This window comes from Streptomyces guryensis (genome assembly GCF_021261325.1).
Classification (GTDB): Bacteria; Actinomycetota; Actinomycetes; order Streptomycetales; family Streptomycetaceae; genus Streptomyces; species Streptomyces guryensis.
On the sequence record NZ_JAJSBI010000009.1, the window covers coordinates 63,202 to 88,088 of the forward strand.

Sequence of the window (24,887 nt, forward strand, 5' to 3'; positions counted from 1 at the left end):
CGATTGCGGAACGAATGGATCCCCATTGCCGCGAGCGGTGCCGGGGCATACCCGGAAAGTTATCCCGGCGTAACAATTCGGGCCGCACCGCAGGCCCGCCGCACGGACGGCCGGCGGGACCACCGACCTCGGCCCACCCGTCACCGAGGACCCCCAGATCCGGGGCGCAGCCCGCCTCCCTCGCTCGGCTGCGCCCCGTCATGTCCGAAAACGCACCGCAGCACCACCGGACCGACGCAGTCGGCGCCACGCTCCCCCCGCCGCCTTGGCATCGCACGAAGGAGTAACCAGCACATGGAACGCAAGCAGCCGGGCCGACCGCTCGGTCGCCGTCTTTCCCGAAGAGCTCTGACCGCGGTGAGCCTGCTTGCCCTGACGGCGGCCGCGCTGACCGGGTGCGCCAGCGGCAAGGCCAAAGGCGGCGACACGGGGCAGGCGACGGCGTCGGCCGGCGGCGGATCGGCGTCCGGCACGAAGAGCAACGGCAAGAACTCCATCTACGTCATCGGCGGCAAGCCCGACGACCCGTTCTGGTCCGCGATCAAGCGAGGCGGCGAGGACGCGGCGAAGCTCGTGAGCGCAGGCGGCGGGAAGGTGACCTTCCTGGGCCCGCAGAACTACGACAACCTCGGCCCGGACGCCGCCAAACTGACGCTCACCGCCCTGTCGCAGAACCCGTCGGCGATCCTCGTGCCCGACTGGGTGCCCGAGAACCAGGACTCCGCGATCAAGCAGGCCATCGCCAAGGGCGTCAAGGTGTTCATCTACAACTCGGGCGGTGTCGACGCCGCCAAGAAGACCGGCGCCATCAAGTACATCGGATCGGACGACTACGAGGCGGGCAAGGCGGGCGGCGCCAAGTTCGCCGACGAGGGCGCCAAGAACATCCTGTGCGTCAACACCGTGCCCGGCTCGGCCAACCAGGAAGCCCGCTGCAAGGGCATCAAGGACGGAGCCGAGAGCAAGGGCGCCAAGTCCAAGCAACTTCCCCTGCCCTCCTCCAACTTCGGCAACCCGTCCGCCGTCACCCAGGCGATCAAGGGCGCGCTGCTGAACGACAGCAGCATCGACGCACTGGTGACGATCGGCGTCCAGGACGCGGACAGCGCCGCGGCCGCCATCGAGCAGGCCAAGGTCGGCGACAAGGTGAAGCTGGGCACCTTCGACCTCTCGCAGAGCCAGCTCGACCGGATCAAGAACGGCAAGCAGCTGTTCGCCATCGACCAACAGCCGTACCTGCAGGGCTTCTACGCCGTGTCGATCGCCAACCAGTACCTGTCCTACGGCGTGCTCCCGCCGCAGAACCCGCTCCTGACCGGCCCGCTTCTTGTCACCCAGGACAACGTCGCGGCAGCGATCTCGGGCACCAAGGCCGGCGTTCGCTGACCCACCCTCAGGTGCCGGGCCGTTCCGGGCCCGGCACCTCTTCTCGAGCCCCTGCCCCTCCTTGAGGCCTTGCCTCGCACCGCATCCGGATCCACGAAGGTGACACCACTCCGATGACAACCTCACTTCCCGACACGACGGCCGGGACGAAGCCCGCCGCCGCACCCCCGAAGCAGTCCGAGAGCCCGGTGGGCCAGCTGCGACATCGTCCCGAGGTCGGTGCGCTCATCGGAACGATCAGCGTCTTCGTCTTCTTCGCGATCTTCGGCGGGGAGAAGTTCCTCGCCCCGGCGGGCGCGGCGAGCTGGCTGAACATCGCCTCCGAGCTCGGCATCATCGCCATCCCGGTCGGGCTGCTGATGATCGCCGGTGAACTCGACGTGTCCGTCGGGTCGGTGCTGGCCGGCAGCTCGATGACGCTGGCCATCGTCTCCGGCCACTGGGGCGCCCCGATGATCGTCGGCATTGTGTGCGCGCTCGGGCTCGGCCTGCTGACCGGCCTGCTCAACGGCATCCTCGTCACCCGCACCAATGTGCACTCCCTTGTCGTCACACTGGCCACACTGTCCGGCCTGGCCGGTCTCACCCTCGGTCTGTCCCGCGTCACCACCGGCACCACGAGCGTCGCCGTCAGTCCCGACCCGCTGTCGAAGACCCTGTTCGGGAAGCTGATCGCCGGCCAGTTCGAGGTCGCGATCTTCTGGTGGCTGGGCCTGGCAGTGCTGGTCACCGTGGTGCTGCAGATGATGAAGTACGGCAACTGGATCTTCGCGATCGGCGGTGACAAGGAGAGCGCCCGCGCCACCGGCATCCCGGTCAACAAGGTGAAGATCGCCCTGTACATGGCCAGCGGCTTCGGCGCCGCCCTGGTCGGCGTGATCCAGACCATCCTCTACAACGGCGCCCAGGTCGCCAACGGCCAGTCCTTCGTCTTCAACTCCATCATCGCCGTCGTCATCGGCGGCGTCCTGCTCACCGGCGGCTACGGCTCTGTGGTCGGCGTCGTGCTGGGCACGTTGACGTTCGCCATCGTCAACCAGGGCATCTACTACACCGGTTGGAACTCCGACTGGGCCAGCCTGATCCTCGGCATCCTCATCCTCGCCGCGGTCCTGATGAACAACACCTTCCGCCGCCTCGCCCTGTCCTACAAGCCCCGCTCCGCGAAGAAGGCCTGACCATGACCGCACCCCTCCTGCGCCTGGACGGCATCAGCAAGTCCTTCCTCGGCACCAATGCCCTCACGGACATCTCCCTGGAAGTGAACGCCGGGAGCGTGCTGTGCCTGCTCGGTGACAACGGCGCCGGCAAGTCCACCCTCATCAAGATCCTCGCCGGGTTCCACAAGCCCACCACCGGCACCATCGAGGTCAACGGTGAGCCGGTCGTCTTCGACAGCCCCCGCGACGCCAGCGCGCGTGGTATCGCCACCGTGCACCAGTTCGGCGGCACCTTTCCGCTCATGGGCGTCGGCCGCTGCTTCTTCGTCGGCGCCGAACCCACCAAGGGATTCGGCCCGTTCAAACTGTTCGACAAGAAGCTCGCCGGTGACATCGCCGTACGCGAGATGCAGTCCCTCGGCATCACCCGCGTCACGGACGGCAACCGCCTTGTGGGCAGCCTCTCCGGCGGCGAGCGCCAGGCCCTGGCCATCGCACGGGCCGTCTACTTCGGCGCCAACGTCCTCATCCTCGACGAACCCACCGCCGCACTCGGCGTCAAGGAGGCCGCGCACGTCCTGCGGATCGTCATGCAGGCCCGCGCCAAGGGCGTCGCGGTCATCCTCGTCACCCACAACGTCCGCCACGCCATGATGGTCGGCGACCACTTCGCCGTCCTCATCCGCGGCCAGAAGGCCGACGACTTCCGCAAGGGCGACCGCACCCGTGAGGAGATCACCGACCTGATGGCCGGCGGCGAGGCCATGGCCGACCTGGAAGCCGAACTGGCCCAGCTGCAGGCCGACGCCTGATCACGCGCCAGGCGTCGTCGCGGTCTTCCGTGCGGACAGCCGCCCAGGGCAGAGCACCCTGGGCGGCTTCGTAGCGCGCATAGTCGCGGCATGGAGTGGGGCGATGGCTCGACAACGTGGCTGACCGGGGAGCGTTCGGGCGTGCCGCGGTAGCCCTTGAGGGCGGACTCGGCCACCACCGTGCGGATGGCGCTCTCGTGTTCTCTCCAGTGCGCTGACTCTGGTGGCGAGGGTGACAACCTCGGCCTTGCGCCCGGAAACCGATCGGTTTACTATGTTGGAAACCGGTCGGTTTCTCGATGAATCCAAGATCTGGTCCGTGGTCACGATGCCCTCCGGGCAGACCCCGTCCGAATCACCGTCCGCAACAGTTCACGCAGAGGGAAGCCAGCGAGATGCCCAGCTCAGAGCCACGTCCCACGATTCACATCCCGGGAACCACCAGCCACACCCTCGCCCCGCGCGCAGGACACCGCAACGAGGGGACCCTGCGCTACCTCAAGGCGGGCACCGGCGCCCCCCTGGTCCTGCTGCACACGGTCCGCACCCAGGCCGAGCACTTCCGCGCTCTCATCCCGCTGATCGCGGACCAGTACACCGTGTACGCCCTCGACCTGCCGGGGATGGGGTACTCCGAGATCGTGCCCGGTGCCTCCTACGACGAGCCGGCCATGCGTGAGGGCGTCAAGCGCCTCCTGACCGAACTCGACCTCCACGATGTGACCCTGGTCGGGGAGTCCATGGGGGCGGTGCTCGCCCTGACCGCGGCGGCCGACCTGCCCGAGCGGGTCCGGCGCGTCGTCGCGGTGAACCTGTACGACTTCCCCGGCGGGATCGCCCGGTCCAGTCTGCTCGCCCGCGTGGTGGTCGGCGGTGTCCTCACGCCGGGGGTGGGCCCGGTGGTCGCCGGGGTGGAGCCCAAGCCCGTCGTCCGCAGGATCCTGCAGGGCGGGCTGGTCGACAAGGCCGCGCTGCGGGAGGACTACCTTGACGAACTCCTCCAGGTGGGCGGCCGCCCCGGCTACCCGAGCGTCGCCCGGGCCGTGTACCAGAGCATGCCCAGTCTCATCGCCGCCCGCTCGCGCTACCCGGAGGTCAAGGCCCCCGTCCACCTTGTCTACGGGGAGAAGGACTGGTCGCGGCCTTCGGACCGACGCGCCGACAAGGAACTGCTGCCGGCCGCCGATTTCACGCAGGTGTCGGGAGCAGGCCACTTCATCGCCCTGGAACGGCCCGACCTGCTGGCCGACCTGCTGAACACGGGGGAGTGACGGTCCCGGTAGCGCCGTAGGCACCCCCGTTCGGGGGTAGTACGGGGCGGGGGCCGAGTTCGACCATGTGCCTGACAGCGTCGTCGCGTGCAAAGGAGCAGGCGCATGGCAGAGATTCAGATCGAGTTCGATGTCCCGGCTCAGATGCGTGACGGCACGGTGCTGCGCGCGGATGTCTACCGGCCCGGCGGTACGGGACCGTGGCCGGTGCTGATGGTCAGGTTGCCGTACGGCAAGCAGTCGCCCCTGATGGCAGCCATGCTTGACCCGCTGGCGGCGGCTCGGCGCGGCTTCCTGGTGGTCATCCAGGACACCCGTGGCCGGTTCGCTTCCGAGGGGCCGTGGGAGCCGTGGACCTACGAGGAGAGCGACGGCTACGACACCGTACGGTGGGCCGCCGCGCTGCCCGGTTCGAATGGATCCGTGGGCATGTGCGGCGGCAGCTACTTCGGCAACACACAGTGGATGGCGGCGCTGTCGAAGCCGCCGGAGCTGAAGGCGATCGCGCCGATGGTCACGTGGTCCGATCCGGACGACGGACTGTGGACGCGCGGTGGCGCCATCGAGCTCGGCATCACCGCGCCCTGGTCCCTCATGATGGGCGCCGACATGCTGATGCGCCGGCACAGCAGCGACCTCAACGGGCTCGTGAGCGGCATCACCGGGCTCGTGCAGGATCTCGACGGCTTGGCGGGCGGCGGCTACGGGGAGCTGCCCTCCGGAAGGTTCCCGGCGTTCGCCCGGCACGAGATACCCGAGCTGGGCTACGAACGATCCCGTCGGGAGCCGGAATGGGCGGCGTCCTGCAGGGTCGCGGGCCGGCACGACGAGGTCGATCTGCCCACCTTCCAGGTCGGCGGCTGGTACGACATCTTCGCCCAGGGCACCCTCGACAACTTCACCGCCATGCGCGGCGCCGGCCGGTCCGCCACGCTGGTCATGGGCCCGTGGGCCCACACCAACCAGCGCAACGTGGTCGGCGACGTCAACTTCGGGTTCGCCGCGAACTCCGACTTCATGGGCATGCGGGGGCGCCTGATCGACATGCAGCTGGACTGGTTCCAGGGCACGATCGGCGAGAACGGCGAGGCCCCGGAGCCGGACACGGGCAAGGTTCTGCTGTTCGTCATGGGCGTCAACCAGTGGCGCGAGGAGACGGAATGGCCCCTGTCGCGAGCCGTGGACACGGACTTCCACCTGCGCACCGACGGACGCCTGACCCTGGAGCCGCCGTCCACGGCCGAGTCGGCCGAGGAGTTCACCTACGACCCCATGGACCCGGTGCCCACCACTGGCGGCGCGCTCCTCATCGCCGAGGAGTTCCGTCCCGGACCGCTGGACCAGTCGGCCGTGGAGGCGCGTGATGACGTCCTGGTCTTCACCACCGAACCGCTCGCCGAGGACCTGGAGGTGACCGGCCGGGTCCGGGCGGTGCTCTTCGCCGCCACGGACGGAGTCTCGACAGACTGGGTGGCACGCCTGTGCGACGTCGACGAGAACAGCGTCTCCCGCAACGTGGCCGACGGCATCGTGCGGGTGCGTGCGGCGCCACCGGGCGAGGCGGCCGAGCACGTCGTGGACCTGTGGTCGACCAGCATCGTCTTCCGGGCGGGTCACCGGATTCGGGTCCAGATCACCTCCAGCAACTTCCCCCGCTGGGACCGGAATCTCAACACGGGCGAACCCGAGGAAACCGCGGCCACGGGCCGGGTGGCCCACCAGCAGGTCTTCCACGACCCCGCACGCCCCTCCCGCATCGTCCTGCCCGTGGTGCCTCCAGCCTGACCGGGAGCGAGGGGGAGCCCGGATCCGTTGCTCCGGTGGACAAGGGCGCCGACGTAGCCATGTCGGCTCGGTCGAAAGGCGGCAGGCATCCTGCGGCGGAGGCGATGACCTCCCACGGGCGCCTGCCCCTCGGCAAACGCCGCGGTGAAGATTCCTCGGTCAGCAGACCGACCAGGTTCCGTTCGACCGGCCTGCGATGACGGGGCCGGATCCGGAGGGGGCGGCCATCCGGTCGAGTACAGCGCCGAGGGCCTGGGCCAAGGGGGGCACGAGTGACCCGCCTGCTCGATCTGATGCCAGGGTTGGCCACCGAACTCCAGCTGCTGGTCAAGTCCCGCTACGCCGCCCGCGGTCCATTTCATCGACGCCGTGCCCAAGACCTCCAGCAGAGGCGGCGGACGGGCAGCCGTCCTCGACGTTCGTGTGCGGGGGCGGCGCCTGGTGTGTCCCACGCACGGCTGCCGGCCGCCCTTCCGCGAGCAGATGCTCGGAGTTTGTGAGTGTCACCAGCGACGCACGGCCCGTCTGACCAGGTAACTCAAGGCTGTGGTGAAGGAGTTGGCGGGCCGGGCGGGATCTCGTTTGCCGGCGATACTCGCGGCGGGCCTGCTCGCCACACGGCCCTGCGCGCCCTGCTGCGCATGCCGTTGAGCACCGGGCGGACACCCCGCGTGATCGGCGTCGACGACTTCGCTCTGCGCCGGCCGCACCGCTATGCCACCGTGGTGATCGACGCGGAGGCCTATGAGCGGATCGACGTGCTGCCCGACCGCACCGCCGACACGCTGGAAGCTTGGCTGCGCGAGCATCCGGGCATCGAGGTCGTGTGCCGTGACGGCTCCGACACGTCCCTGGGGAGCGCGAAGAAACGCTCGACGCGGGCGCGGTTGCCGGGGAGGCGTCCTCCAGGGCGTCCACGGCGCCGGCCCAGTCGGCGAGCTGGGTCACATCGTGCCGGCCGGGTACCACGGCGCGATACAGGTCGTGCTTCTGGACGAACTACAGCGAGTCAGCGACGCCCCGCTTCTCGAACAGCCCACGCAGCATGTAGGGCTGGACTTCCAGGCCAACTCCGGACAGCTGGTGCAGCGCCGTCTCGAACTCGCAGCGGCCTCGTCGAAAGGAGGTGGCGCAGTCGCCGGGGACGTTGTGGCGCTCCGCCAGGAGGGGCCGCAGTCCCAGCGTTGGAGGGTGGCGGCGGTCAGTCCGGCGTCGCCCCGCGCCGATGACCACCGCGTCGAAGTCCGTCGTCGTGGTTACTGTTCGGCGGCCTCTCGGGCGATCTGCTCGAACTGGGCGCCCATGGCCTCGCCGAGCGCCTGGGCGGCGGAGAGCGGGCGCACCATCACCGTGAACTCGTCGATCTTCCCGTCGTCGTCGAAGTGCAGGAAGTCGCATCCCTGGAGCTGCTTGCCGGCGACGGTGGCGGTGAAGACGAAGGCATGATCGCGGCCGTCGGGGTTGGCGATCTCGCGGATGTAGGTGAAGTCCTCGAAGACCCGGAGCACGCCGCGCAGGATCGCCGCGGTGATCGCCTTGCCCTGGTACGGCTTGAAGGTGACGGGGCTGGTGAAGACGACATCGTCGGCCAGCAGAGCGGCCACGGCGTCCAGGTCGCGGCTCTCGACGGCCTTGCGGAAGGGATGCATGAGCCCACCTCTGATACACAAAAATGTTAATAGGTGTGGTAGAGAATAGAGAGCCTGTTAGGGCTTGTCTACAGGGGAGGAATGACTCTTAGTCACGCTATTGATTAATCTGTTAGCGTGCATCCATGGCTTTGCGGAACGCGGTGATGGCCGCGCTGTTGAAGGGCGAGGCGTCCGGGTACGACCTCGCGAAGGCGTTCGACGCGACGGTCGCCAACTTCTGGATGTCGACGCCTCAGCAGCTCTACCGGGAGCTGGATCGCATGGAGGCCGAAGGACTCGTCACGGCCCGCGTCGTCGAGCAGAAGCGCCGCCCCAACAAGCGGCTGTTCTCCTTGACGGAGGCCGGGCGGAAGGCCGTCCACGCCTACACCGCCGAACCCTTGGGCAAACCGGCGGTGATCCGGGACGAGTTGCTTGTCAAGGTGCAGTGCCTGGACGCGGGCGACATGGAAGCGGTCCGGACTGCCATCGCGGAGCGCATGGAGTGGGCCACCGCCAAGCTGGCCCGCTACGAGCGGCTCCGGCAGCGCCTGCTCGACGGGCGCTCGGAGGAGGCGTACTTCGCCGAGGCCGAGCGCATCGGCCCGTATCTCACCCTGCTGCGCGGGATGTCGTTCGAGAGGGAGAACCTCCAGTGGGGGGACATGGCGCTGCGCAGGCTCGAACAGCGCACGGCCGCGCTCCGGGCCGACGGCTGACCGCGACGATCCCACCTGCACGATCGGTCAAGAAAGTGAGTGGGCGGTCGTGCCCGACTCCACCCCTCACCGGTCGTCGGACTATGCCCGGGCGAGGAGCGGCCGCGGTTCCTCGTCGGCGGGAATGCGATGGAGTCCCTTGCGGTCGTAGAACCGGGTCACGCCGAAGCCGAAGAGGCCGGCGACCGCGAGTCCCACGCCCAGCATCACCCAGCCCCGGGTCAGACCCGCGTCGGCCTGGGCGTCGTAGTAGAGGATCGAGCGGACGGCGCCCGTGATCTGGCGCAGGGGCTCGAACTCGCCGAGGACGCGGTAGAAACCGGGGAGCGCTTGGAGAGGGACCGTGGCGCCGGACGTCGGTACCGCCATGGCGATGTAGAAGATCGTGATGAACAGCATCCCCGGCGTGCCGAACACAGCGAGCAGTCCGAGCCCGCCGATGCCGACAACCGCGATCGTGCACACGGAGAAGAGCCACAACAGGGGCAGGTGAGAGGCGTCCATGCCCATGATGCCCACCGCACCGGCCAGGGCCAGGCTGCCCATGAGCAGGGACAGAACGATCATGAGCGTGCTGCTGATGGCCAGGGTCTGGACCCGAGTCGCGCGCAGCAGCGGGTTGTGGACCCGCAGCGGGCCCATGTCGCTGTGGGTGTAGCCGAGGGCGTGGTCCACCTGGCCGCTGATGACGTTGGCGGCGAGCATGCCGCAGACGACGAGGACGAGGGAGTAGTAGAAGGCACTCAGACCGAGGCCGCTGTGCGAGTCGAGCGGATGCCCGTCCTCGATCTGCACTACGGCCGGGTCGGCCAGCAGCAGGCGCGCGGCAGCGGGCAGCTGGGCCTGCGCGGCCTCGGCCTGAGCGGTCAGCTGTTCACCCACCTGCGCGGAGGCCGACTGCGCGGCCGTTGTCGTGGCCTGCCGCGCCATGCTCGACCCCACGCTGCCGGCGGACTGGTTGGTCAGCACGGTGAGTGTCGGGCGGACGGGCTTGCCGGCCACTCCGGGGCCGGTGAGGGCGGCGACAGTGGCGGTGAAGTCGCGGGGCACGACGAGCGCGCCGAACAGCTTGCCCTTGCCCAGTTCCTCCTTCATCTCCTCCTCGTCCATCAGCTTCCAGTCGATCCTGTCTCCGCCCTGGGACGACTTCTTGATCGACTGGGTGATCTGTGCACCGAGGTCGGTCTGCTTGCCGCCGACCTTCGACCCCTCATCGGCGCTGACCAGGCCGACGGGCAGCTTGTGCAGGTGACCGGCAGGGTCGATGTTGGCGCCGACGTAGAACACCGTGAACAGCAGTGCCACGAAGCCCACGATGACGCCGTTGACGGTCCACAGACGCTTCGCGCGCAGGACGCGGAAGGGGTGGGCGTTACTCATTTCCAGCTCCGGTACGAGGAAGAGAGAAGTGCGGCAGGAGGATCCGCCGGCGTCGTCGCGGGCGGATCCTCATACGGCTGAGGAGGTGTCCCCGGTGGGCGCGGCCACCGGAAGCAGGGCCGGCCGCTTGGCCTGGCGGCCGTCGCCGGAGGAGCGGCCACGCAGGCGGCGGCCGACCCAGGGGCCGAGGAAGGTGCCGGCCCAGCGCAGTTCGGCACCCACGGTCCTCCAGCCGGAGATGCCTGTCCTCTCGGCCGGAAGGGGGAGGGTCCATGTGTCGTCGCTGTCCGGCAGACCGAGCGCCTGGGCCACGGCAGCCGCGATGCGCGCGTGTCCCAGGGGGCCGGCGTGCAGCCGGTCAGCACTCCACAACCGAGGATCGGTCGCCGCCGCGTGCGCGGCCGTCTCCGCCACCACCACGCCATGGCGGCCGGCGGCCTCCCGGATGCGTGCGTTGAGTGCGAGAACACGGTGACCGATCGGGCGGGCCAACGGCGTGATACGCCCGACATCGGGAAACATGAGGGTCGCGACGGTGGCGCCCTGCGCGGTGAGGGCGGCGAACATCGCCTCGACATGGCCGGCCACCTCGTCGAGGTCACAGCCCGGGCGCAGCACGTCGTTGACCCCGGCCACCACGGTGGCGAGGTCGGGCCGCATCGCGAGAGCCGGAGCCAGCTGCTCGGCGCGCACCTGACCGGCCTTACGGCCGCGCACCGCGAGGTTGGCGTAGAGCAGGCCGGGGCTGTGGCGGGCGACCTGCTCGGCGAGCCGGTCGGCCCAGCCCCGAAGACCACGGACGTCGTCGCCGTCTCCGAGCCCCTCGGTGTGACTGTCGCCCAGGGCGACATAGCGCAGATACCCACTGCTCGACACGGGGCCGACCGCCTCTCGTCAACGCTGCTGATGGAAGTGGCACACGGCCATCGCTAAACAACTAGGCACCTAGTCGCATTGTTGAGTATAAGGATAGCTGCGGGCTCACCTTCCTGCAAAGTGACGGCGCTCAGGCAGGAGCTGAGGCCGTCGAGGGCGCTCCACCGCCGCAGTCCACCGCCTTGGTCCCGCGCCGCCCTCACCGCCCATTCCCTCTTCAGGCCTGAGCACCGACCACGGTCTGCGCCGGCACCTGAGCGTCCGGGTCATCAACGGCATGCACAACGAGGACGCGGTCGGCTTCACCACCGCCCGCCGTTTCGCGCCGAACCGCCCGTACCGGGTGACCTTCAACGGTGGCGTCCACGGCCCGGGCGGCAATGCCTACTGCCAGGCCGCCATGCCCCCGGCTCATCTCCGGGTCTCAAGAGCCGGGGGCGGAGTGCGAGAGGGCCGAGGGTGGTGTAGCCCTCCAGCATGGGCTCCGTCGCGGTGAGGCCGTACGCCTCCATCTGGAACTAGTGGTCCATGACGGAGAGCCGGCTGATGCCGGCCTCCTCCGCGGCCGCACCCGCCGCGGCCGGCTCGGGTCCGAGGGCGGCCGGGCCGTCGGGGTGGTCGAAACAGGTGATGTGTACGCCCAGTCGCAGGCGGTCTCCAGTTCAGACGGCGCGGTGGCGGAGTCCGTCGAGGAGCAGATCGAGCATGCGGCCCGCGCGGTCGCGCAGCCCCTTGTCGGTGGTGATCAGCAGGATGCCGCCGAGGCTGAAGCCGACGTCGAGAGGGTCGACGTCGGAGCGCAGGACGCCCGCCTCGGCCCCGGCCTTCAGCAGCGTGCTGATGGCCGTGCTGATCCGGTCCAGGCTCTCGGCGAACGGGTCCGAGTCACCGGAGGCGATGACGGCCTTCAGCGCGTCCGCCATGCCCTGCTTGGTGGCCAGGTAGTCGATGAACCGGTCCATCCAGACCCGCATCGCCTGGTCGGGCGGGTATTGCGCCAGCAGTTCCTCGGCGCTGTCGCAGACCCGCGCGACCTCGTTGCGGTATGCGGCCTCCAGCAGGGCCTCCCGGGTGGGGAAGTGCCGGTACAGCGTGCCGATGCCCACACCGGCCTCTTTGGCGATGGCCTCGAGCGACGCGTCCGTGCCCCGCTCGGAGAAGGCGCGTACGGCCACGTCGAGCAGGCGTTGCCGATTGCGGCGCGCGTCGGCACGCAGTCCGCGTGTGGTGCCGGTCACAGCATTCCTTCCTCCTGGACAATCGGAGGCTCCTCCGTTTAAAGTTCAAGCAAAGCGGAGGAGCCTCCGATTTTTGATCGTACCAAACCGGGAGCACGTGCCGACATGACCACGAGCACACGCATCACCACCCCCTTCCACGCCGGATCCACGGCCGCCGACGTCATCGCGGGCACGGATCTCACCGGCCGCCGCGCCGTCGTCACCGGAGCCGCCTCCGGTATCGGTGTGGAGACCGCCCGGGCGCTCGCCGGGGCCGGCGCGCAGGTCGTCCTCGCCGTGCGGGACACGGCCGCCGGGCGCCACACCGTGGAGGACATCAAGGTCACCACCGGCTCCGAGGGCGTGACGGTCGCCTCCCTGGATCTGACCGATCCGGCGTCCGTCGAAGCGTTCGTGACCGCGTGGGAAGGGCCGCTGCACATCCTCGTCAACAACGCGGGCGTGATGGCGACTCCGGAGACCCGGACGCCGCGGGGCTGGGAGCTGCAGTTCGCCACCAACCACCTGGGGCACTTCGCCCTCGCCACCGGGCTGCACGGCGCTCTCGCGGCGGCCGGCGGTGCGCGCGTGGTGTCGGTGAGCTCCAGCGGACACCTCTTCTCACCCGTCGTCTTCGACGACCTCCACTTCACCGAGCGGCCGTACGACCCGTGGCTCGCCTACGGGCAGTCCAAGACGGCCAACGTGCTGTTCGCGGTCGAGGCCGCCCGGCGCTGGTCCGACGACGGGATCGCGGTCAACGCGCTGATGCCCGGCGGGATCCGGACCAACCTGATGCGTCATATCGGGGACGCCGAGATGGCGCAGTTCGGGGCCCACCTGCAGGCCCTGATCGGCGAGGGAACGCAGCCGCCCGAGCTGTCCCTCAAGACGGTGGAGCAGGGGGCCGCGACCTCGGTGCTGCTGGCCGCGTCGCCCGTGGTCGACGGCGTCACCGGCCGGTACTTCGAGGACTGCGACGAGGCCGGACCGCACCGGCCCGGCACCAACACCGGGGTCGCCGCGCACGCCGTGGACCCGGAGGCGGCCGTGCTCCTGTGGCAGGTCTCCGAGCAGCTCCTGGCCTGACCCCCCATTCCATCAACTCCCCTTTCGACTGGAAGGTTCTCGTGTCCAGGACCTGGTTCGTCACCGGCTCGTCCCGCGGCTTCGGCCGCTCGTTCGTCGAAGCCGCGCTGGATCGCGGAGACAAGGTCGCCGCGACCGCACGGAACACGGAGGCCCTGATGGACCTCGCGATCGCCCACGGCGAGCAGTTGCTCGCACTGCCCCTGGACGTCACCGACAAGACCGCCGCGTTCGACGCGGTCCACAAGGCCCACGCGCACTTCGGCCGACTGGATGTCGTCGTCAACAACGCGGGCTACGGCCACTTCGGCATGGTCGAGGAGCTGACCGAGGCGGAGGCGGGCGACCAGATGGAAACGAACTTCTTCGGCGTGCTCTGGGTCACCCAGGCCGCGCTGCCGCTGCTGCGCACCCAGGGCGGCGGCCACATCGTCCAGGTCTCCTCCGTCGGCGGCGTGCTCTCCTTCCCGAGCCTCGGTGTCTACGCCGCCTCCAAGTGGGCGGTGGAGGGGCTGTCCGAGGCCCTGGCCGCCGAGGTCGCCGGGCAGAACATCAAGGTCACCCTGGTCGAGCCCGGCCCCTATGCCACCGACTGGCCCGGCGCCTCCGCGGTCAACTCCGAGCCCGACCCGCTCTACGACGGAGTCCGCCAGGCCCTGGCCGAGGGCCTGGACCTGTCCGACCTGGGCGATCCGAAGGCCGTCGGTCCCGCCCTGCTGACGATGGTTGATGCCGAGAACCCGCCACTGCGGGTGTTCTTCGGCAGGCCGTCGCTCCAGCCGGCCAAGGACCACTACGCGCGCAAGCCGGCCACCTGGGCCGAGTGGGAGCACGTCCCCCTCGCAGCCCACGGCTGACCCCATGGCATTCATGGCCCAGGGTATTTTCTGGGCCAATGCTTGAACTTTCAAGATCTGGCCATCTGCCTCTCGGAGGAATCAATGGCACGCACCAGACCCACACGCTGGAAGCGCTGGCTGATCGTCGGCGTTGCCACCGCCGCCCTCGTGGGCGTCGGAGGCCCGTACGTCTACATCAACTACATCCAGGACGACCCACCAGCCGCGCTTTCACTCGACAGTCCACCGGCCACGCCGGCGAGCACCTCCGGCTCCGGATCCGGCGAGCAGGCCGGGGAGGGCGTCGAGGGCGGGTGGCGGGTGGGCAGCGGCTCGCAGGCCGGCTACCGCGTCGACGAGGTGCTCTTCGGCCAGAACGTCACGGCCGTGGGCCGTACCGAAGAGGTGACCGGGGAGCTGGAGATCGAGGGCGCCCGGGCTGTCGGCGGGAGCTTCACCGTCGACCTGGCCTCGGTGCGGAGCGACTCCGACCAACGCGACAGCCAGTTCCGCGGCCCGATCATGAACACCGAGCGGTACCCGAACGCCGTCTTCGAGCTCACCGAGCCCGTTGACTTCGGCTCGGTGCCGGACGTGAACGAACAGGTCACCGGCGAGGCCACGGGGGATCTGACCATCCATGGCGAGACCAATTCCGTCACGTTCGACCTCATCGCCCAGCGCACCGCCGACGGCTTCCGCGTGAACGGCTCGATTCCCGTCACCTTCGCCGAACACGGCATCGACGCACCGAACTTCGGCGGGATCGCCGTCGAGGACGAGGGGACCGTCGAGTTCCTCCTCGCCTTCAGCCCCGCGTGATTCCGCCGCCCACAACCACCACGTAACGCATCGCTCATCGCACCTGTATTGGAGAAGACCGTCATGAGCAAGACCCACCTGTCCAGGAGGACCGTTGCCACTCTGCTGGCCACGGCGACCATCGGATCCATGGCCGGATTCGTGCCCGCCGCCACGGCGTCCGCTCCCGTCTCCTCCCTGACCGACGCGGACTCCCGGCAGGCGAAGCCCCACGCCGAGGAGCGCAACAAGCGCGTCGCCGTCCGCGTACTCAGGCAGCTCTTCGAAGAGGGCAACCTCAAGGTCGCCGACCAGTACATCCGTGCGGACTACATCCAGCACAACCCGATGGCCCCCGACGGCCGGGAGGCCATCAAGAACTTCATCCGCGACTGGCACGCGCGGTTCCCGGACCACGTGTACAACGTCAAGCGGGTCATCGCCCAGGGCGACCTGGTCATGGTCCACTCCAACCCGGTCTACGAGCCCGGCACCCGCGGTTCGTCCGTGGTCGACATCTTCCGCTTCGACAAGAAGGGCATGATCGCCGAGCACTGGGACGTGGTCCAGGAGGTACCGGCGACCACCGTCAACGGCAACGACATGTTCGGCACGGTCAGCCGGCCGCGCACGAACCAGCCCGGCCCCCGCTGGATGACCCCCTTCAGCCAGAAGGTGGCCACCGCCTACTTCGACACACTCCTCGTCGACAAGAACCCCGACGCGGTCAGGTACTTGACGCCGGAGTACTACCAGCACAACCCGACCATCCCCAACGGCTCGGCCGGCCTGCGCGAGCAGTTCACCAACTTCTTCCGGCAGTTCCCGAACCTGATCGTGGAACGCAAGCGCGTCATCGCCCAAGGCGACCTCGTGGCGATCCACGCTCACTACCGCCTCAACCCCGAGGACCGCGGCCAGGCCGTCGTGGACATCTTCCGCGTCGGCAAGAACGGCAAGATCCTCGAACACTGGGACTCCGTCCAGGACGTGCCGTCGACCCCTCCCCTCAACGACAACACCATGTTCTGAGCCCATTCCGCCAGTCAGCCGGTCCGGGTGGAGTATCCACACAAGGACTTCATAGCGAGACTCCTGGCGGAAAGGTGCGGTATCTGTGGAGACAAGGGCAACGTGTGCGGCATGTCCGTGCTCTCGCCGACCTCGCGCATGCCGGATGGCGGCCTGCGGCCGGGCGCGCGTAATGTCACACCGGCGTCGCAAGACCGTTGTGGCCTGTGATATCTGCCATGACCGAATCCGCTCAAACGGCCTGCCAATCCATTCACGCAGTATCGCTGGAGGGCCGGATGGCCGGGAAACCGTCATGCCCGGTTCGGCGGGAGGTCGCGCGGAAAGCCGGCAAGCACCTTGCCGCGCGGCCTCCACGCCCTCCCGACCAGCGGGCTGCCGTCGACTCGGCCCCCGCTGCCAACGCCCTCCGGCAACTGCCTGACTTTTCTTTAAATCGTCGGCTCCGTGGGTGAGGGCGCCCAACGTTGCCTGTGCGTCGGGCGTCATGGCTTACCCCTCGCTGCAGCCACGACGGACCCGCCGGGTCGATATTTCAGCGCCCTCAGAGATTTATTTGAGAAGTGTCAGAGAAATATGAAATAACCCCTTGGATCGTGCAGAAGACGTCGCCAATGGTCCCAAGATCCCTGTGAGCGGACGACGACGGTCAACGGCGGTGCGGAACCCGCTCTCGCGAGGCCGCCGCTGAGTCACACAGGCGGGTCAACGACCTCATGGCCCTCCAGGGGCCGTCTCTTCCCGGCTGAGAGCGCGACTTCGATACTCGTCACCCGCTCCACGAAGAAGGCCCAGGTCACCGACCTGGGCCTTCTTGCTGCATCTGATGATCACTTGTAAGGCGAGCTCCAGGTGAACAAGGCGGTCGTGGAACGGCCTGCGCGGTGATGTGCTGTGTGCGCTCGGGGTGTTCAAGGTCGCGACCACCAACCGGATACAGCGGCCGGCCTCGCCGCACCTGACCTTGCGGCACGGTCTGCGATCGCATCTGCGGGGCAGGGCGCGGCGGTTCCTCGACGGAACATCCGCAGGCGCGGCATAGGGTCACCCGGTGCGCAAGACGTCCAGCGCCATCATGGCCACGTGCAATGCGGTGCGCTGTTCGCCGGATTCGAGGTCGCAGTCGAGCAGGCGCTCGATGGTGCGCAGGCGTTGGTAGAACGTCTCGCGGGACAGGCCGCCGCGGCGGGCGGCGCTGGTTTTGTTGCCGGCCACGTCGAGGTAGTGGCGGAGGGTCGTCAGCAGGTCGGTGCCGTGTCGGGCGTCGTGATCGAGGAGCCGACCGAGTCGTCGTTCGGCGTACTCCTGGATCCGGGTGTCCTCGCGGAGCGCGTACAGCAGGCGGCGCAGGTCGACATCGCGGAGTTCGTGGAAGGAGCGGCCCTGGGGGAGAGGCTGGTCGGGCGGGGTGGCCTCGGCCACGCGGCTCGCCTGATGAAAGGAACGGGGAGTGTCAGTGAGGAGGTCGACCTCCAAGCCGACGCTCACGACGGCCCGCGGGGACAGGTCGCGCGCCACGTGGCTCAGCCGTTCGACCGCGGGTTCCCAGGGGTGTGAGGGGCTCAGGGCGAGCAGTACTCCCAGGCGGCCGGGGGTCAGTTCGCCGATGAGCGCCGGGATTCCCGAGGCGTGCAGGACTTGGGAGAGGCGGGCCTCGGCTTGAGTTGTGGTGTCTCTTGCGGGGAGGTCCACCACGACCGTGAGGAAGCGGCTGTTCTCGGTGGGCAGGCCCAGTGCGGCCAGCCGGGCGCCTGCGTCCGCTGCGGAGCGGTGGCGCTGCTCGACGAGGTCGCGCAGAGCGTTGCGGTGCGCTGTGCTTTCCCAGGGGGTTGGGTGGGTGAGGCGCGCGACGGTCAGGGCCATCGCCGTCCTTTCCAGGACGGTGATGTGCTCCGGTCCGAAGGCCGGTTCGGTGGTGGGGACGGGCAGCATGGCCACGCGGCCCCAACGTTCGCCTTGATACTCGACCGATGCCGTGAGCCATCCTTCCGGGCCGCGTCGGCTCGTGCGGTCGCCGGGCGGGGTTGCTCTCGAGCGCTGCTCCCAGTCGGTGAGCGCTTCCTCCAGGGTGGCGCCGGAGGGTTCGCAGATCAGTGCCTGGTGGACCAGATTTTCCAGGACGACCGTGCGGCCGCTCATCTCGGCTGCCGCGCGTATGACGTCCTCGGGTCCGGCGCCGCGCAGGGTCAGCGTCGTGAACGCCTCGTGGACGCGCTGGGTGCGGCGCATCGCCTCGGCCTGGTTGCCGAGGATGAGGCCGTGGACGACCTGGGTGACCTCGAGGAAGTTGACGTCCTTGGCGAGGGTGATCAGGGGCAGCCCGCGGGTGCGGCAGGCGTGGACGAGTGCGTCGGGCGGGCGGTGGTAGCGCCGTACGAGTTCGATGACCAGGGCCGCCGCCCCGATGCGGGCGAGTTCTTCGACGTAGCGTTGGATGCCTGCGGACTCCTCGGGCAGGGGCATGCCGGTGGTCAGGACGAGTTCGCCGCCCTTGAGGAAGGAGGCGGGATCCGTCAGCTCGGTGATGTGGACCCAGCGGACCGGCCGGTCGAGCAAGGTCATGCCGGTCACGACCTGAGGCCGGCCGGCGGCCAGGACGGGCAGAGCCAGGACGGCGGCGACGGTGAGGGCGCGGGCGGGAGGGGTGCTGTCCGGGCCGTCCAGGTCCGGCGGTCGTGCCGTCGAACGGCTGTCGTTCACGGTGTCTCCATGGGGGTGCCCCGCCCGAGCGAAGCCGGGAGGGGAGTGCCCGGCCACTGTGACAAGCCTTGCTGACCTGCGCAAGGGCAGTCCTGCCTCGGTGGAATGAGGCAGTGAGCGCCGCATTTCCGGCCCGTGCTTGACACAACGTCCGAACAGCGGGCCCGTACCGGACAGATCGCGCGTTGGCTCGCCGCCGGGCGGCGGAGATGCTCGGCAGAGCGCACCAGTCCGACGACCCACGCCGGGAGACGACCATGACCGCACTGTCGCCGCACCTTCGCCAGGCCACGCCCGTCGTGGCGGCCCGGGGCGAGGGCGTCCACCTCTTCGACCAGGACGGCCGCCGCTACCTCGACTTCACCGCGGGTATCGGCGTGACCAGCACCGGGCATTGCCACCCCAGGGTCGTGGCGGCGGCGCAGGAGCAGGTGGGCACGCTGATCCACGGTCAGTACACGACGGTCATGCACCGGCCGCTGCGGCAACTGGTCGACAAGCTCGGCGAGGTGCTGCCGGCCGGTCTGGACAGCCTGTTCTTCACGAACTCGGGCAGCGAGGCCGTGGAGGCGGCGCTGCGGCTGGCCCGCCAGGCCACCGGCCGGCCGAACGTCATCGTGTGCCACGGCGGTTTCCACGGTCGTACGGTCGCCGCCGCCGCGATGACCACCTCCGGCACCCGCTTCCGGTCCGGTTTTTCCCCGCTGATGAGCGGGGTGGTCGTCACCCCGTTCCCGTCGGCCTACCGTTACGGCTGGGACGAGGAGACGGCCACCCGTTTCGCGCTCCAGGAGCTGGACTACACGCTCCAGACGATCTCCTCGCCCGCCGACACGGCCGCGATCATCGTCGAGCCGGTGCTCGGTGAGGGTGGGTACGTCCCCGCCAACCGGGTCTTCATGGAGGGGCTGCGGGAGCGGGCGGACCGCCATGGGTTCCTGCTGATCCTGGACGAGGTGCAGACGGGCGTGGGCCGCACCGGCCGCTTCTGGGGCCATGACCACTTCGGCGTCACCCCGGACATCCTCGTCACCGCCAAGGGGCTGGCCAGCGGCTTCCCGCTGTCCGGGATCGCGGCCTCCGAGGAGCTGATGGCGAAGGCGTGGCCGGGCTCGCAGGGCGGTACGTACGGCGCCAACGCGGTGGCGTGCGCGGCGGCCTGCGCCACGCTCGACGTCGTACGGGACGAGAAGCTCGTCGAGAACGCCGAGGCGATGGGAGCACGGCTGCGGCAGGGCCTGGAGGCGGTCGCCGGCCGGACACCGGCCATCGGGGACGTACGCGGCCTCGGGCTGATGCTGGCCAGCGAGTTCGTCACCGAGGACGGCGGCCCGGACCCCGAGACCGCCGCCCGCGTACAGCGCGCCGCCATCGACGAGGGCCTGCTCCTGCTGCTGTGCGGCGCCTGGAACCAGGTCGTGCGGATGATCCCGGCGCTCGTGATCGACGAGACGGCGGTGGACGAGGGACTCCAGGCGTGGGCGACCGCGGTCGAAGCCGGTACCTCGGGAGCATCGCCGCGATGAGCGACAGCGTGGCGCGGCTGACCGCCCGCCTCACCGAGACGGCTCCCGATCTGCGGGTGGAATCCGGTCCGGGCGCCCTCGGCCCGTACGCCTACGACGCCTCCAACTACCGCGTTCCCCCGCAGGCCGTGGCCTTCCCCCGCAGCGCCGACGACGTGGTCGCGGTGCTGCGGGCCTGCAAGGAGACGGGCGTCCCCATCACCGCCCGCGGCGGCGGCACCAGCATGGCCGGCAACGCGGTCGGGCCGGGCGTCGTCCTGGACTTCTCCCGGTACATGAACCGGATCCTGGACATCGACCCGGCCGGCGGGACCGCGCGTGTCGAGGCCGGAGTCGTCCTCGACGCGCTCCAGAGCGCGACCGCCCTGCACGGGCTCTCCTTCGGCCCCGACCCGTCCTCGCACAGCCGCTGCACGCTCGGCGGGATGATCGGCAACGACGCGTGCGGCAACCGGTCCGTGCGGCACGGGCGGACCAGCAGCCACATCGAGGCGCTGGAGATCGTGACGGCCGACGGTGTGCGGGCCGTCGCAGACCGTACCGGCCTGCACCCGACCGACCCACGCGACACCGACCACGTCACCCGCCTCGAAGCGGACGTACGACGCCTGATCGGCGCCAACCTGGGGCCGATCAGGACCGAGCTGGGCCAGATCCCCCGTCAGGTCTCCGGCTACCAGCTGCACCACCTGCTGCCCGAGAACGGCTTCGACATGGCCCGCGCTCTGGTCGGCACCGAGGGCTCCTGCGCGGTCGTCACCGCCGCGACGGTCCGCCTGGTGGCGACCGCACCGGCTTCGGCGCTGCTCACCCTCGGCTACGACGACGTCGTCGACGCGGCCGAGGATGTGCCGGAGATCCTGCGGTGGAATCCGACCGCAGTCGAGGGCATGGACGAGGCGATCGTCGCCACCATGCGGGCACGGCGTGGTCCCGACTCCGTCACCGGACTGCCCGAGGGGCGCGCCTGGCTGTACGTCGAGCTCGACGGCGACGACCAGGTCACGGTCAATACGCGCGCGGCCGAGCTCCTCGACGTGCTCAAGGCTCAGGGTCGGATGACCGGCGGGCGGGTTGTGGAGAGCGCGGCAGAGCGGCGCTCCCTGTGGCGGGTCCGCGAGGACGGGGCCGGCCTGGCCGCACGTCTCGTCGACAGCGGGGAGTCGTGGCCGGGCTGGGAGGACTCGGCGGTCGCACCGGAGAACCTCGCCGGCTATCTGCGGGACTTCCGCAAGCTGCTGGCCGACCACGGGCTGACGGGCGTGATGTACGGGCACTTCGGCGCGGGCTGCGTCCACGTGCGCATCGACTTCGACCTCGCCACGGACGAGGGGCGCACCGCCGCCCGTCGCTTCCTGCACGAGGCGGCCGCCCTGGTCGTCGCGCACGGCGGCACGCTGTCGGGCGAACACGGCGACGGACGCGCCCGCGGCGAGCTGCTGGAGGTCATGTACAGCCACCAGATGATCGGCACCTTCGCCGCCTTCAAGGAGGTCTTCGACCCCGAGGGACTGCTGAACCCCGGCGTCATCGTCGCGCCCGCCCCGCTCGACGCCGATCTCGCACTGCACCAGATCCAGCCCCTGGCAACCGAGTTCACCTTCCCGCACGACGAGGACGGCTTCGCAGGCGCGGCCCGCCGCTGCGTCGGCGTCGGCCGCTGCCGCAGCGACGCGGGCGGTGTGATGTGTCCGAGCTACCGGGCTACGGGGGAGGAGAACGACTCCACGCGGGGCCGGGCCCGCCTGCTCCAGGAGATGGTGCGCGGTGAGACGGTCCAGGACGGCTGGCGCTCGACGGAGGTCCGTGACGCCCTCGACCTGTGCCTGTCCTGCAAGGCGTGTTCCAGCGACTGCCCGGTCGGCGTCGACATGGCCACGTACAAGGCGGAGTTCCTGCACCAGCACTACAAGGGCCGCGTGCGACCCCGTTCGCACTACTCGCTGGGCTGGCTTCCCCTGACCTCGTCGCTCGCCGGATGGGCAGCCCGGCCGATCAACGCCCTCCTGCGCGGACCGGTCGGCACCCTGCTCGCCCGCCTCGGGGGCGTCACCACGAAGCGCAGGATCCCGGCCTTCGCCTCCCGGCGCACCTTCCGCAAGGTCCTGCGCCAGGCGAAGAACGGAGAACCGGCGAAGGCCCTGCTGTTCGTCGACAGCTTCACCCGCGCCTTCCGTCCCGAGATCGCGGGAGCCGCGAGCCGGGTACTCGCCGACGCCGGGATCCCCTGCACGACCGAAGACGGCCTGTGCTGCGGTCTGACCTGGGTGAGCACCGGCCAGCTGTCGGTCGCGCGCCGCATCATGACCCGTACGGTCGCCCACCTCGACAACGGCGACGAGCGGCCGATCATCGTGGCCGAGCCCAGCTGTGCCGCCGCCCTCAAGCGGGACGTGCCCGAACTCCTCGGCACCGACGCCGCCCAGCGCGTCGCGGACCGGGTCCACACCTTCACCGGCGCCCTGACCGACCTCGCCGACCCCGACTGGACCCCGCCCGCCGTGCCTACGAGCGTCGTCCTGCAGACCCACTGCCACGAGTACGCCACCTTCAAGGGTCGGCGCCCCGCCGACCTGCTGCGCCGGCTCGGCGTGGGCAAGGTCGACGAGGCCGAGGGCTGCTGCGGCCTCGCCGGGAACTTCGGCTTCGAGGAGCAGCACTACGACACCTCGATGGCCGTCGCCGACCTGGCACTGAAGCCCCGCCTCGACGCCATCGACCAGGCTGCACCGGCCGTCGTCGTGGCCGACGGCTTCAGCTGTGCCACCCAGATCGACCATCTCGCCGGTGACCGGGACGTCCGCGCCCTGCACCTCGCCGAACTGCTCGACCCCGCCGCCGATCAACCAGGAGAGACGTCATGACCGACACACCCACGCAGTTGTTCATCGGCGGTGCCTGGGTGGACGCCGCGGACGGCGCCACCATGCCCGTCGACGATCCCGCCACCGGCGAGATCCTCTGCCACGTCGCCGACGCCGGCCCCAAGGACGCGCGACTCGCGGAGGAGGCGGCCGTTGCCGCGCAGGAGGAGTGGGCCCGTACGGCACCCCGTGCACGCAGCGAGATCCTGCGCCGCGCCTACGAGATCATCCTCGACCGCGTCGACGAGCTGGCCCACCTGATGACGGCCGAGATGGGCAAGCCGCTGGCCGAGGCCAGGGGCGAGGTCGCGTACGCGGCGGAGTTCTTCCGCTGGTTCTCCGAGGAGGCCGTCCGTATCGACGGCGGCGGAGGCATCCTGCCCGACGGCCGCAACCGCATGCTGCTCTCCCGCCGCCCGGTCGGCCCCTGTCTGCTGATCACCCCGTGGAACTTCCCCCTGGCGATGGGCACCCGCAAGATAGGTCCCGCCATCGCCGCCGGTTGCACGATGATCCTCAAGCCGGCTCCGCAGACCCCGCTCTCCAGCCTGGCCCTCGCCGCGATCCTCAAGGAGGCCGGGCTGCCCGACGGCGTGCTGAACGTCGTCACCACCTCCCGTGCGGGGGAGGTGTGCGAACCGCTCCTGCGCGGCGGGCGGATGCGCAAACTCTCCTTCACCGGCTCCACGCAGGTCGGACGGATTCTCCTGGCTCAGAGCGCGGACGCGGTCGTACGGACCTCGATGGAGCTGGGCGGCAACGCGCCGTTCATCGTCTTCGAGGACGCCGACCTGGACAAGGCCGTCGATGGCGCGATGCTCGCCAAGATGCGCAACATGGGCGAGGCATGCACCGCCGCCAACCGCTTCTTCGTCCACAGCTCGGTGGCCGCCGAGTTCGGGCGGCGCCTGGCCGAGCGCATGGGCGCCCTCGTGGTCGGCCCCGGCACCCGGGACGGTGTCGATGTCGGCCCGCTGATCGACAGGACTGGTCGCGCCAAGGTCGAGGAACTGGTCGCCGACGCGGTGGAGCGCGGCGCCGAGGTGCTCGTCGGCGGCCGTACGCCGGAAGGGCCGGGCTGCTTCTATCCGCCGACCGTGCTCGCGGGAGTCGACCCCGAAAGCCGCCTGATGGACACGGAGATCTTCGGTCCCGTCGCCGCGATCCTCACCTTCGACGACGAGGACGAGGTCGTGCGCCGCGCCAACGACACCCCCTGGGGTCTGGTCGGCTACGTCTTCACCGAGGGCCTCGACCGCGCCCTGCGCGTCAGTGAACGCCTCGAAGTGGGCATGGTCGGCCTCAACACCGGTCTCGTCTCCAACCCGGCCGCCCCCTTTGGAGGGGTGAAGCAGTCCGGGCTCGGCCGTGAAGGCGGCCGGGTGGGGATCGACGAGTTCCTTGAGTACCAGTACCTCGCGGTGCCTGTGCGATGACGGTGGTCATGCCCTGACTACCCCGCGTCGCGCACCGCGACGGGCTGCCCCGTGCCCGGTTTCCACGCCACCGGGCACGGGGCGGCGGCTTTTCCAACACCTGGCGGCGGGCGCAGGTCTCTCACTGTGCGGAGGCAGGCTGCGCATGCGTCGCATGGCGCAAGGGCCGGCCGCTGGTCCGGTGGGCTGCTGCATGGCCGGGGCGGCGGACGCGGCTGACAAGTAAGCCACGACGTGCGGCCCTCTGCTCAGCCTGGTGGGGGCGGCTGTTTACCCGAACAGTTCGTCGCCGCCCGTGAGGAGCGGAATGGCGCACTGGAAGGCTCGCCACATGCGCCCAGGGCGCCGTACGCCGCGAGG

The 24,887-nt window shown here is 69.7% G+C and carries 18 protein-coding genes and 1 pseudogene; 14 read left to right on the forward strand and 5 right to left on the reverse strand.

From position 1 onward, the window contains the following. Positions 1–294: 294 nt before the first annotated feature. From LJ657_RS19410 to LJ657_RS48970, 6 genes and pseudogenes are all read left to right on the forward strand, one after another. Positions 295–1,386, forward strand: coding sequence for a sugar ABC transporter substrate-binding protein (locus LJ657_RS19410; protein ID WP_232649908.1), 1,092 nt, complete (start codon positions 295–297; stop codon positions 1,384–1,386). A 113-nt stretch (positions 1,387–1,499) separates the two neighbouring features. Further along, positions 1,500–2,564, forward strand: coding sequence for an ABC transporter permease (locus tag LJ657_RS19415; protein WP_232649909.1), 1,065 nt, complete (start codon positions 1,500–1,502; stop codon positions 2,562–2,564). 2 nt (positions 2,565–2,566) lie between these two features. Further along, on the forward strand, positions 2,567–3,358 hold the full coding sequence (locus LJ657_RS19420) for an ATP-binding cassette domain-containing protein (RefSeq protein WP_232649910.1): 792 nt from the start codon (positions 2,567–2,569) through the stop codon (positions 3,356–3,358). A gap of 395 nt (positions 3,359–3,753) precedes the next feature. Then, positions 3,754–4,629 (forward strand): alpha/beta fold hydrolase, encoded by an 876-nt coding sequence (locus LJ657_RS19425; RefSeq protein WP_232649911.1) that lies wholly within the window; start codon positions 3,754–3,756, stop codon positions 4,627–4,629. Positions 4,630–4,734: 105 nt separating this feature from the next. Next, positions 4,735–6,414, forward strand: a complete 1,680-nt coding sequence (locus tag LJ657_RS19430) for a CocE/NonD family hydrolase (protein WP_232649912.1) — start codon at positions 4,735–4,737, stop codon at positions 6,412–6,414. Positions 6,415–6,810: 396 nt separating this feature from the next. Next, positions 6,811–7,262: pseudogene (locus LJ657_RS48970) on the forward strand (transposase); the annotation flags it as partial. Positions 7,263–7,670: 408 nt separating this feature from the next. On the opposite strand, the gene LJ657_RS19440 reads toward LJ657_RS48970, so the two are convergent. Continuing rightward, positions 7,671–8,063, reverse strand: coding sequence for a nuclear transport factor 2 family protein (locus LJ657_RS19440; RefSeq protein ID WP_232649913.1), 393 nt, complete (start codon positions 8,061–8,063; stop codon positions 7,671–7,673). Between the two features lie 125 nt (positions 8,064–8,188). On the opposite strand from LJ657_RS19440, the gene LJ657_RS19445 reads away from it, so the two are divergent. Beyond that, on the forward strand, positions 8,189–8,764 hold the full coding sequence (locus tag LJ657_RS19445) for a PadR family transcriptional regulator (RefSeq protein WP_232649914.1): 576 nt from the start codon (positions 8,189–8,191) through the stop codon (positions 8,762–8,764). Between the two features lie 81 nt (positions 8,765–8,845). On the opposite strand, the gene LJ657_RS19450 is transcribed toward LJ657_RS19445, so the two are convergent. The 3 genes from LJ657_RS19450 to LJ657_RS19465 all read right to left on the reverse strand — a co-directional run bounded on the left by LJ657_RS19450 (position 8,846) and on the right by LJ657_RS19465 (position 12,258). Further along, the gene (locus LJ657_RS19450; RefSeq protein ID WP_232649915.1) at positions 8,846–10,144 is read right to left on the reverse strand and encodes a DUF3533 domain-containing protein; all 1,299 of its coding nucleotides are present in this window, start codon (positions 10,142–10,144) and stop codon (positions 8,846–8,848) included. Between the two features lie 69 nt (positions 10,145–10,213). Next, positions 10,214–11,020, reverse strand: a complete 807-nt coding sequence (locus tag LJ657_RS19455; RefSeq protein WP_232649916.1) for an SGNH/GDSL hydrolase family protein — start codon at positions 11,018–11,020, stop codon at positions 10,214–10,216. 662 nt (positions 11,021–11,682) lie between these two features. Then, complete coding sequence (locus LJ657_RS19465) at positions 11,683–12,258, reverse strand: TetR/AcrR family transcriptional regulator (RefSeq protein WP_232649917.1); 576 nt, start codon at positions 12,256–12,258, stop codon at positions 11,683–11,685. Positions 12,259–12,363: 105 nt separating this feature from the next. Here LJ657_RS19465 and LJ657_RS19470 point away from each other — a divergent pair, with 105 nt between their 5' ends. From LJ657_RS19470 to LJ657_RS19485, 4 genes are all read left to right on the forward strand, one after another. Next, positions 12,364–13,329 carry an SDR family NAD(P)-dependent oxidoreductase gene (locus LJ657_RS19470; protein WP_232649918.1) on the forward strand — a complete coding sequence of 322 codons (966 nt, stop codon included), beginning with the start codon at positions 12,364–12,366 and terminating at the stop codon, positions 13,327–13,329. A gap of 41 nt (positions 13,330–13,370) precedes the next feature. Beyond that, positions 13,371–14,186, forward strand: coding sequence for an SDR family NAD(P)-dependent oxidoreductase (locus LJ657_RS19475; protein WP_232649919.1), 816 nt, complete (start codon positions 13,371–13,373; stop codon positions 14,184–14,186). An 84-nt stretch (positions 14,187–14,270) separates the two neighbouring features. After that, on the forward strand, positions 14,271–14,990 hold the full coding sequence (locus LJ657_RS19480) for a YceI family protein (RefSeq protein ID WP_232649920.1): 720 nt from the start codon (positions 14,271–14,273) through the stop codon (positions 14,988–14,990). Positions 14,991–15,053: 63 nt separating this feature from the next. Next, positions 15,054–16,001 carry a nuclear transport factor 2 family protein gene (locus LJ657_RS19485; protein WP_232649921.1) on the forward strand — a complete coding sequence of 316 codons (948 nt, stop codon included), beginning with the start codon at positions 15,054–15,056 and terminating at the stop codon, positions 15,999–16,001. 1,044 nt (positions 16,002–17,045) lie between these two features. Here the strand turns inward: LJ657_RS19485 and LJ657_RS19490 are convergent. Further along, positions 17,046–18,701: a PucR family transcriptional regulator gene (locus tag LJ657_RS19490; RefSeq protein ID WP_372487937.1), complete on the reverse strand. Its 1,656-nt coding sequence runs from the start codon at positions 18,699–18,701 to the stop codon at positions 17,046–17,048. Positions 18,702–18,958: 257 nt separating this feature from the next. Here LJ657_RS19490 and LJ657_RS19495 point away from each other — a divergent pair, with 257 nt between their 5' ends. Genes LJ657_RS19495 through LJ657_RS19505 form a run of 3 tightly spaced genes read left to right on the forward strand, consistent with a single transcriptional unit; the run spans position 18,959 to position 24,527 of the window. Next, complete coding sequence (locus LJ657_RS19495) at positions 18,959–20,227, forward strand: aspartate aminotransferase family protein (protein ID WP_232649922.1); 1,269 nt, start codon at positions 18,959–18,961, stop codon at positions 20,225–20,227. Further along, complete coding sequence (locus tag LJ657_RS19500; RefSeq protein ID WP_232649923.1) at positions 20,224–23,091, forward strand: FAD-binding and (Fe-S)-binding domain-containing protein; 2,868 nt, start codon at positions 20,224–20,226, stop codon at positions 23,089–23,091. Before LJ657_RS19495 ends, LJ657_RS19500 begins: the two co-directional genes overlap by 4 nt. Further along, positions 23,088–24,527 carry an NAD-dependent succinate-semialdehyde dehydrogenase gene (locus LJ657_RS19505; protein WP_232649924.1) on the forward strand — a complete coding sequence of 480 codons (1,440 nt, stop codon included), beginning with the start codon at positions 23,088–23,090 and terminating at the stop codon, positions 24,525–24,527. The genes LJ657_RS19500 and LJ657_RS19505 overlap by 4 nt, the downstream gene beginning before the upstream one ends. The last annotated feature ends 360 nt before the right edge of the window (positions 24,528–24,887 follow it).

What these genes read in the sequence shown, in the direction of transcription:
- LJ657_RS19485 (WP_232649921.1), top strand. Translation starts at nt 15,054, where the DNA reads ATGAGCAAGACCCACCTGTCCAGGAGGACCGTTGCCACTCTGCTGGCC.
- LJ657_RS19415 (WP_232649909.1), top strand. Translation starts at nt 1,500, where the DNA reads ATGACAACCTCACTTCCCGACACGACGGCCGGGACGAAGCCCGCCGCC.
- LJ657_RS19420 (WP_232649910.1), top strand. Translation starts at nt 2,567, where the DNA reads ATGACCGCACCCCTCCTGCGCCTGGACGGCATCAGCAAGTCCTTCCTC.
- LJ657_RS19430 (WP_232649912.1), top strand. Translation starts at nt 4,735, where the DNA reads ATGGCAGAGATTCAGATCGAGTTCGATGTCCCGGCTCAGATGCGTGAC.
- LJ657_RS19425 (WP_232649911.1), top strand. Translation starts at nt 3,754, where the DNA reads ATGCCCAGCTCAGAGCCACGTCCCACGATTCACATCCCGGGAACCACC.
- LJ657_RS19450 (WP_232649915.1), bottom strand. Translation starts at nt 10,144, where the DNA reads ATGAGTAACGCCCACCCCTTCCGCGTCCTGCGCGCGAAGCGTCTGTGG.
- LJ657_RS19495 (WP_232649922.1), top strand. Translation starts at nt 18,959, where the DNA reads ATGACCGCACTGTCGCCGCACCTTCGCCAGGCCACGCCCGTCGTGGCG.
- LJ657_RS19410 (WP_232649908.1), top strand. Translation starts at nt 295, where the DNA reads ATGGAACGCAAGCAGCCGGGCCGACCGCTCGGTCGCCGTCTTTCCCGA.
- LJ657_RS19480 (WP_232649920.1), top strand. Translation starts at nt 14,271, where the DNA reads ATGGCACGCACCAGACCCACACGCTGGAAGCGCTGGCTGATCGTCGGC.
- LJ657_RS19505 (WP_232649924.1), top strand. Translation starts at nt 23,088, where the DNA reads ATGACCGACACACCCACGCAGTTGTTCATCGGCGGTGCCTGGGTGGAC.
- LJ657_RS19440 (WP_232649913.1), bottom strand. Translation starts at nt 8,063, where the DNA reads ATGCATCCCTTCCGCAAGGCCGTCGAGAGCCGCGACCTGGACGCCGTG.
- LJ657_RS19470 (WP_232649918.1), top strand. Translation starts at nt 12,364, where the DNA reads ATGACCACGAGCACACGCATCACCACCCCCTTCCACGCCGGATCCACG.
- LJ657_RS19500 (WP_232649923.1), top strand. Translation starts at nt 20,224, where the DNA reads ATGAGCGACAGCGTGGCGCGGCTGACCGCCCGCCTCACCGAGACGGCT.
- LJ657_RS19445 (WP_232649914.1), top strand. Translation starts at nt 8,189, where the DNA reads ATGGCTTTGCGGAACGCGGTGATGGCCGCGCTGTTGAAGGGCGAGGCG.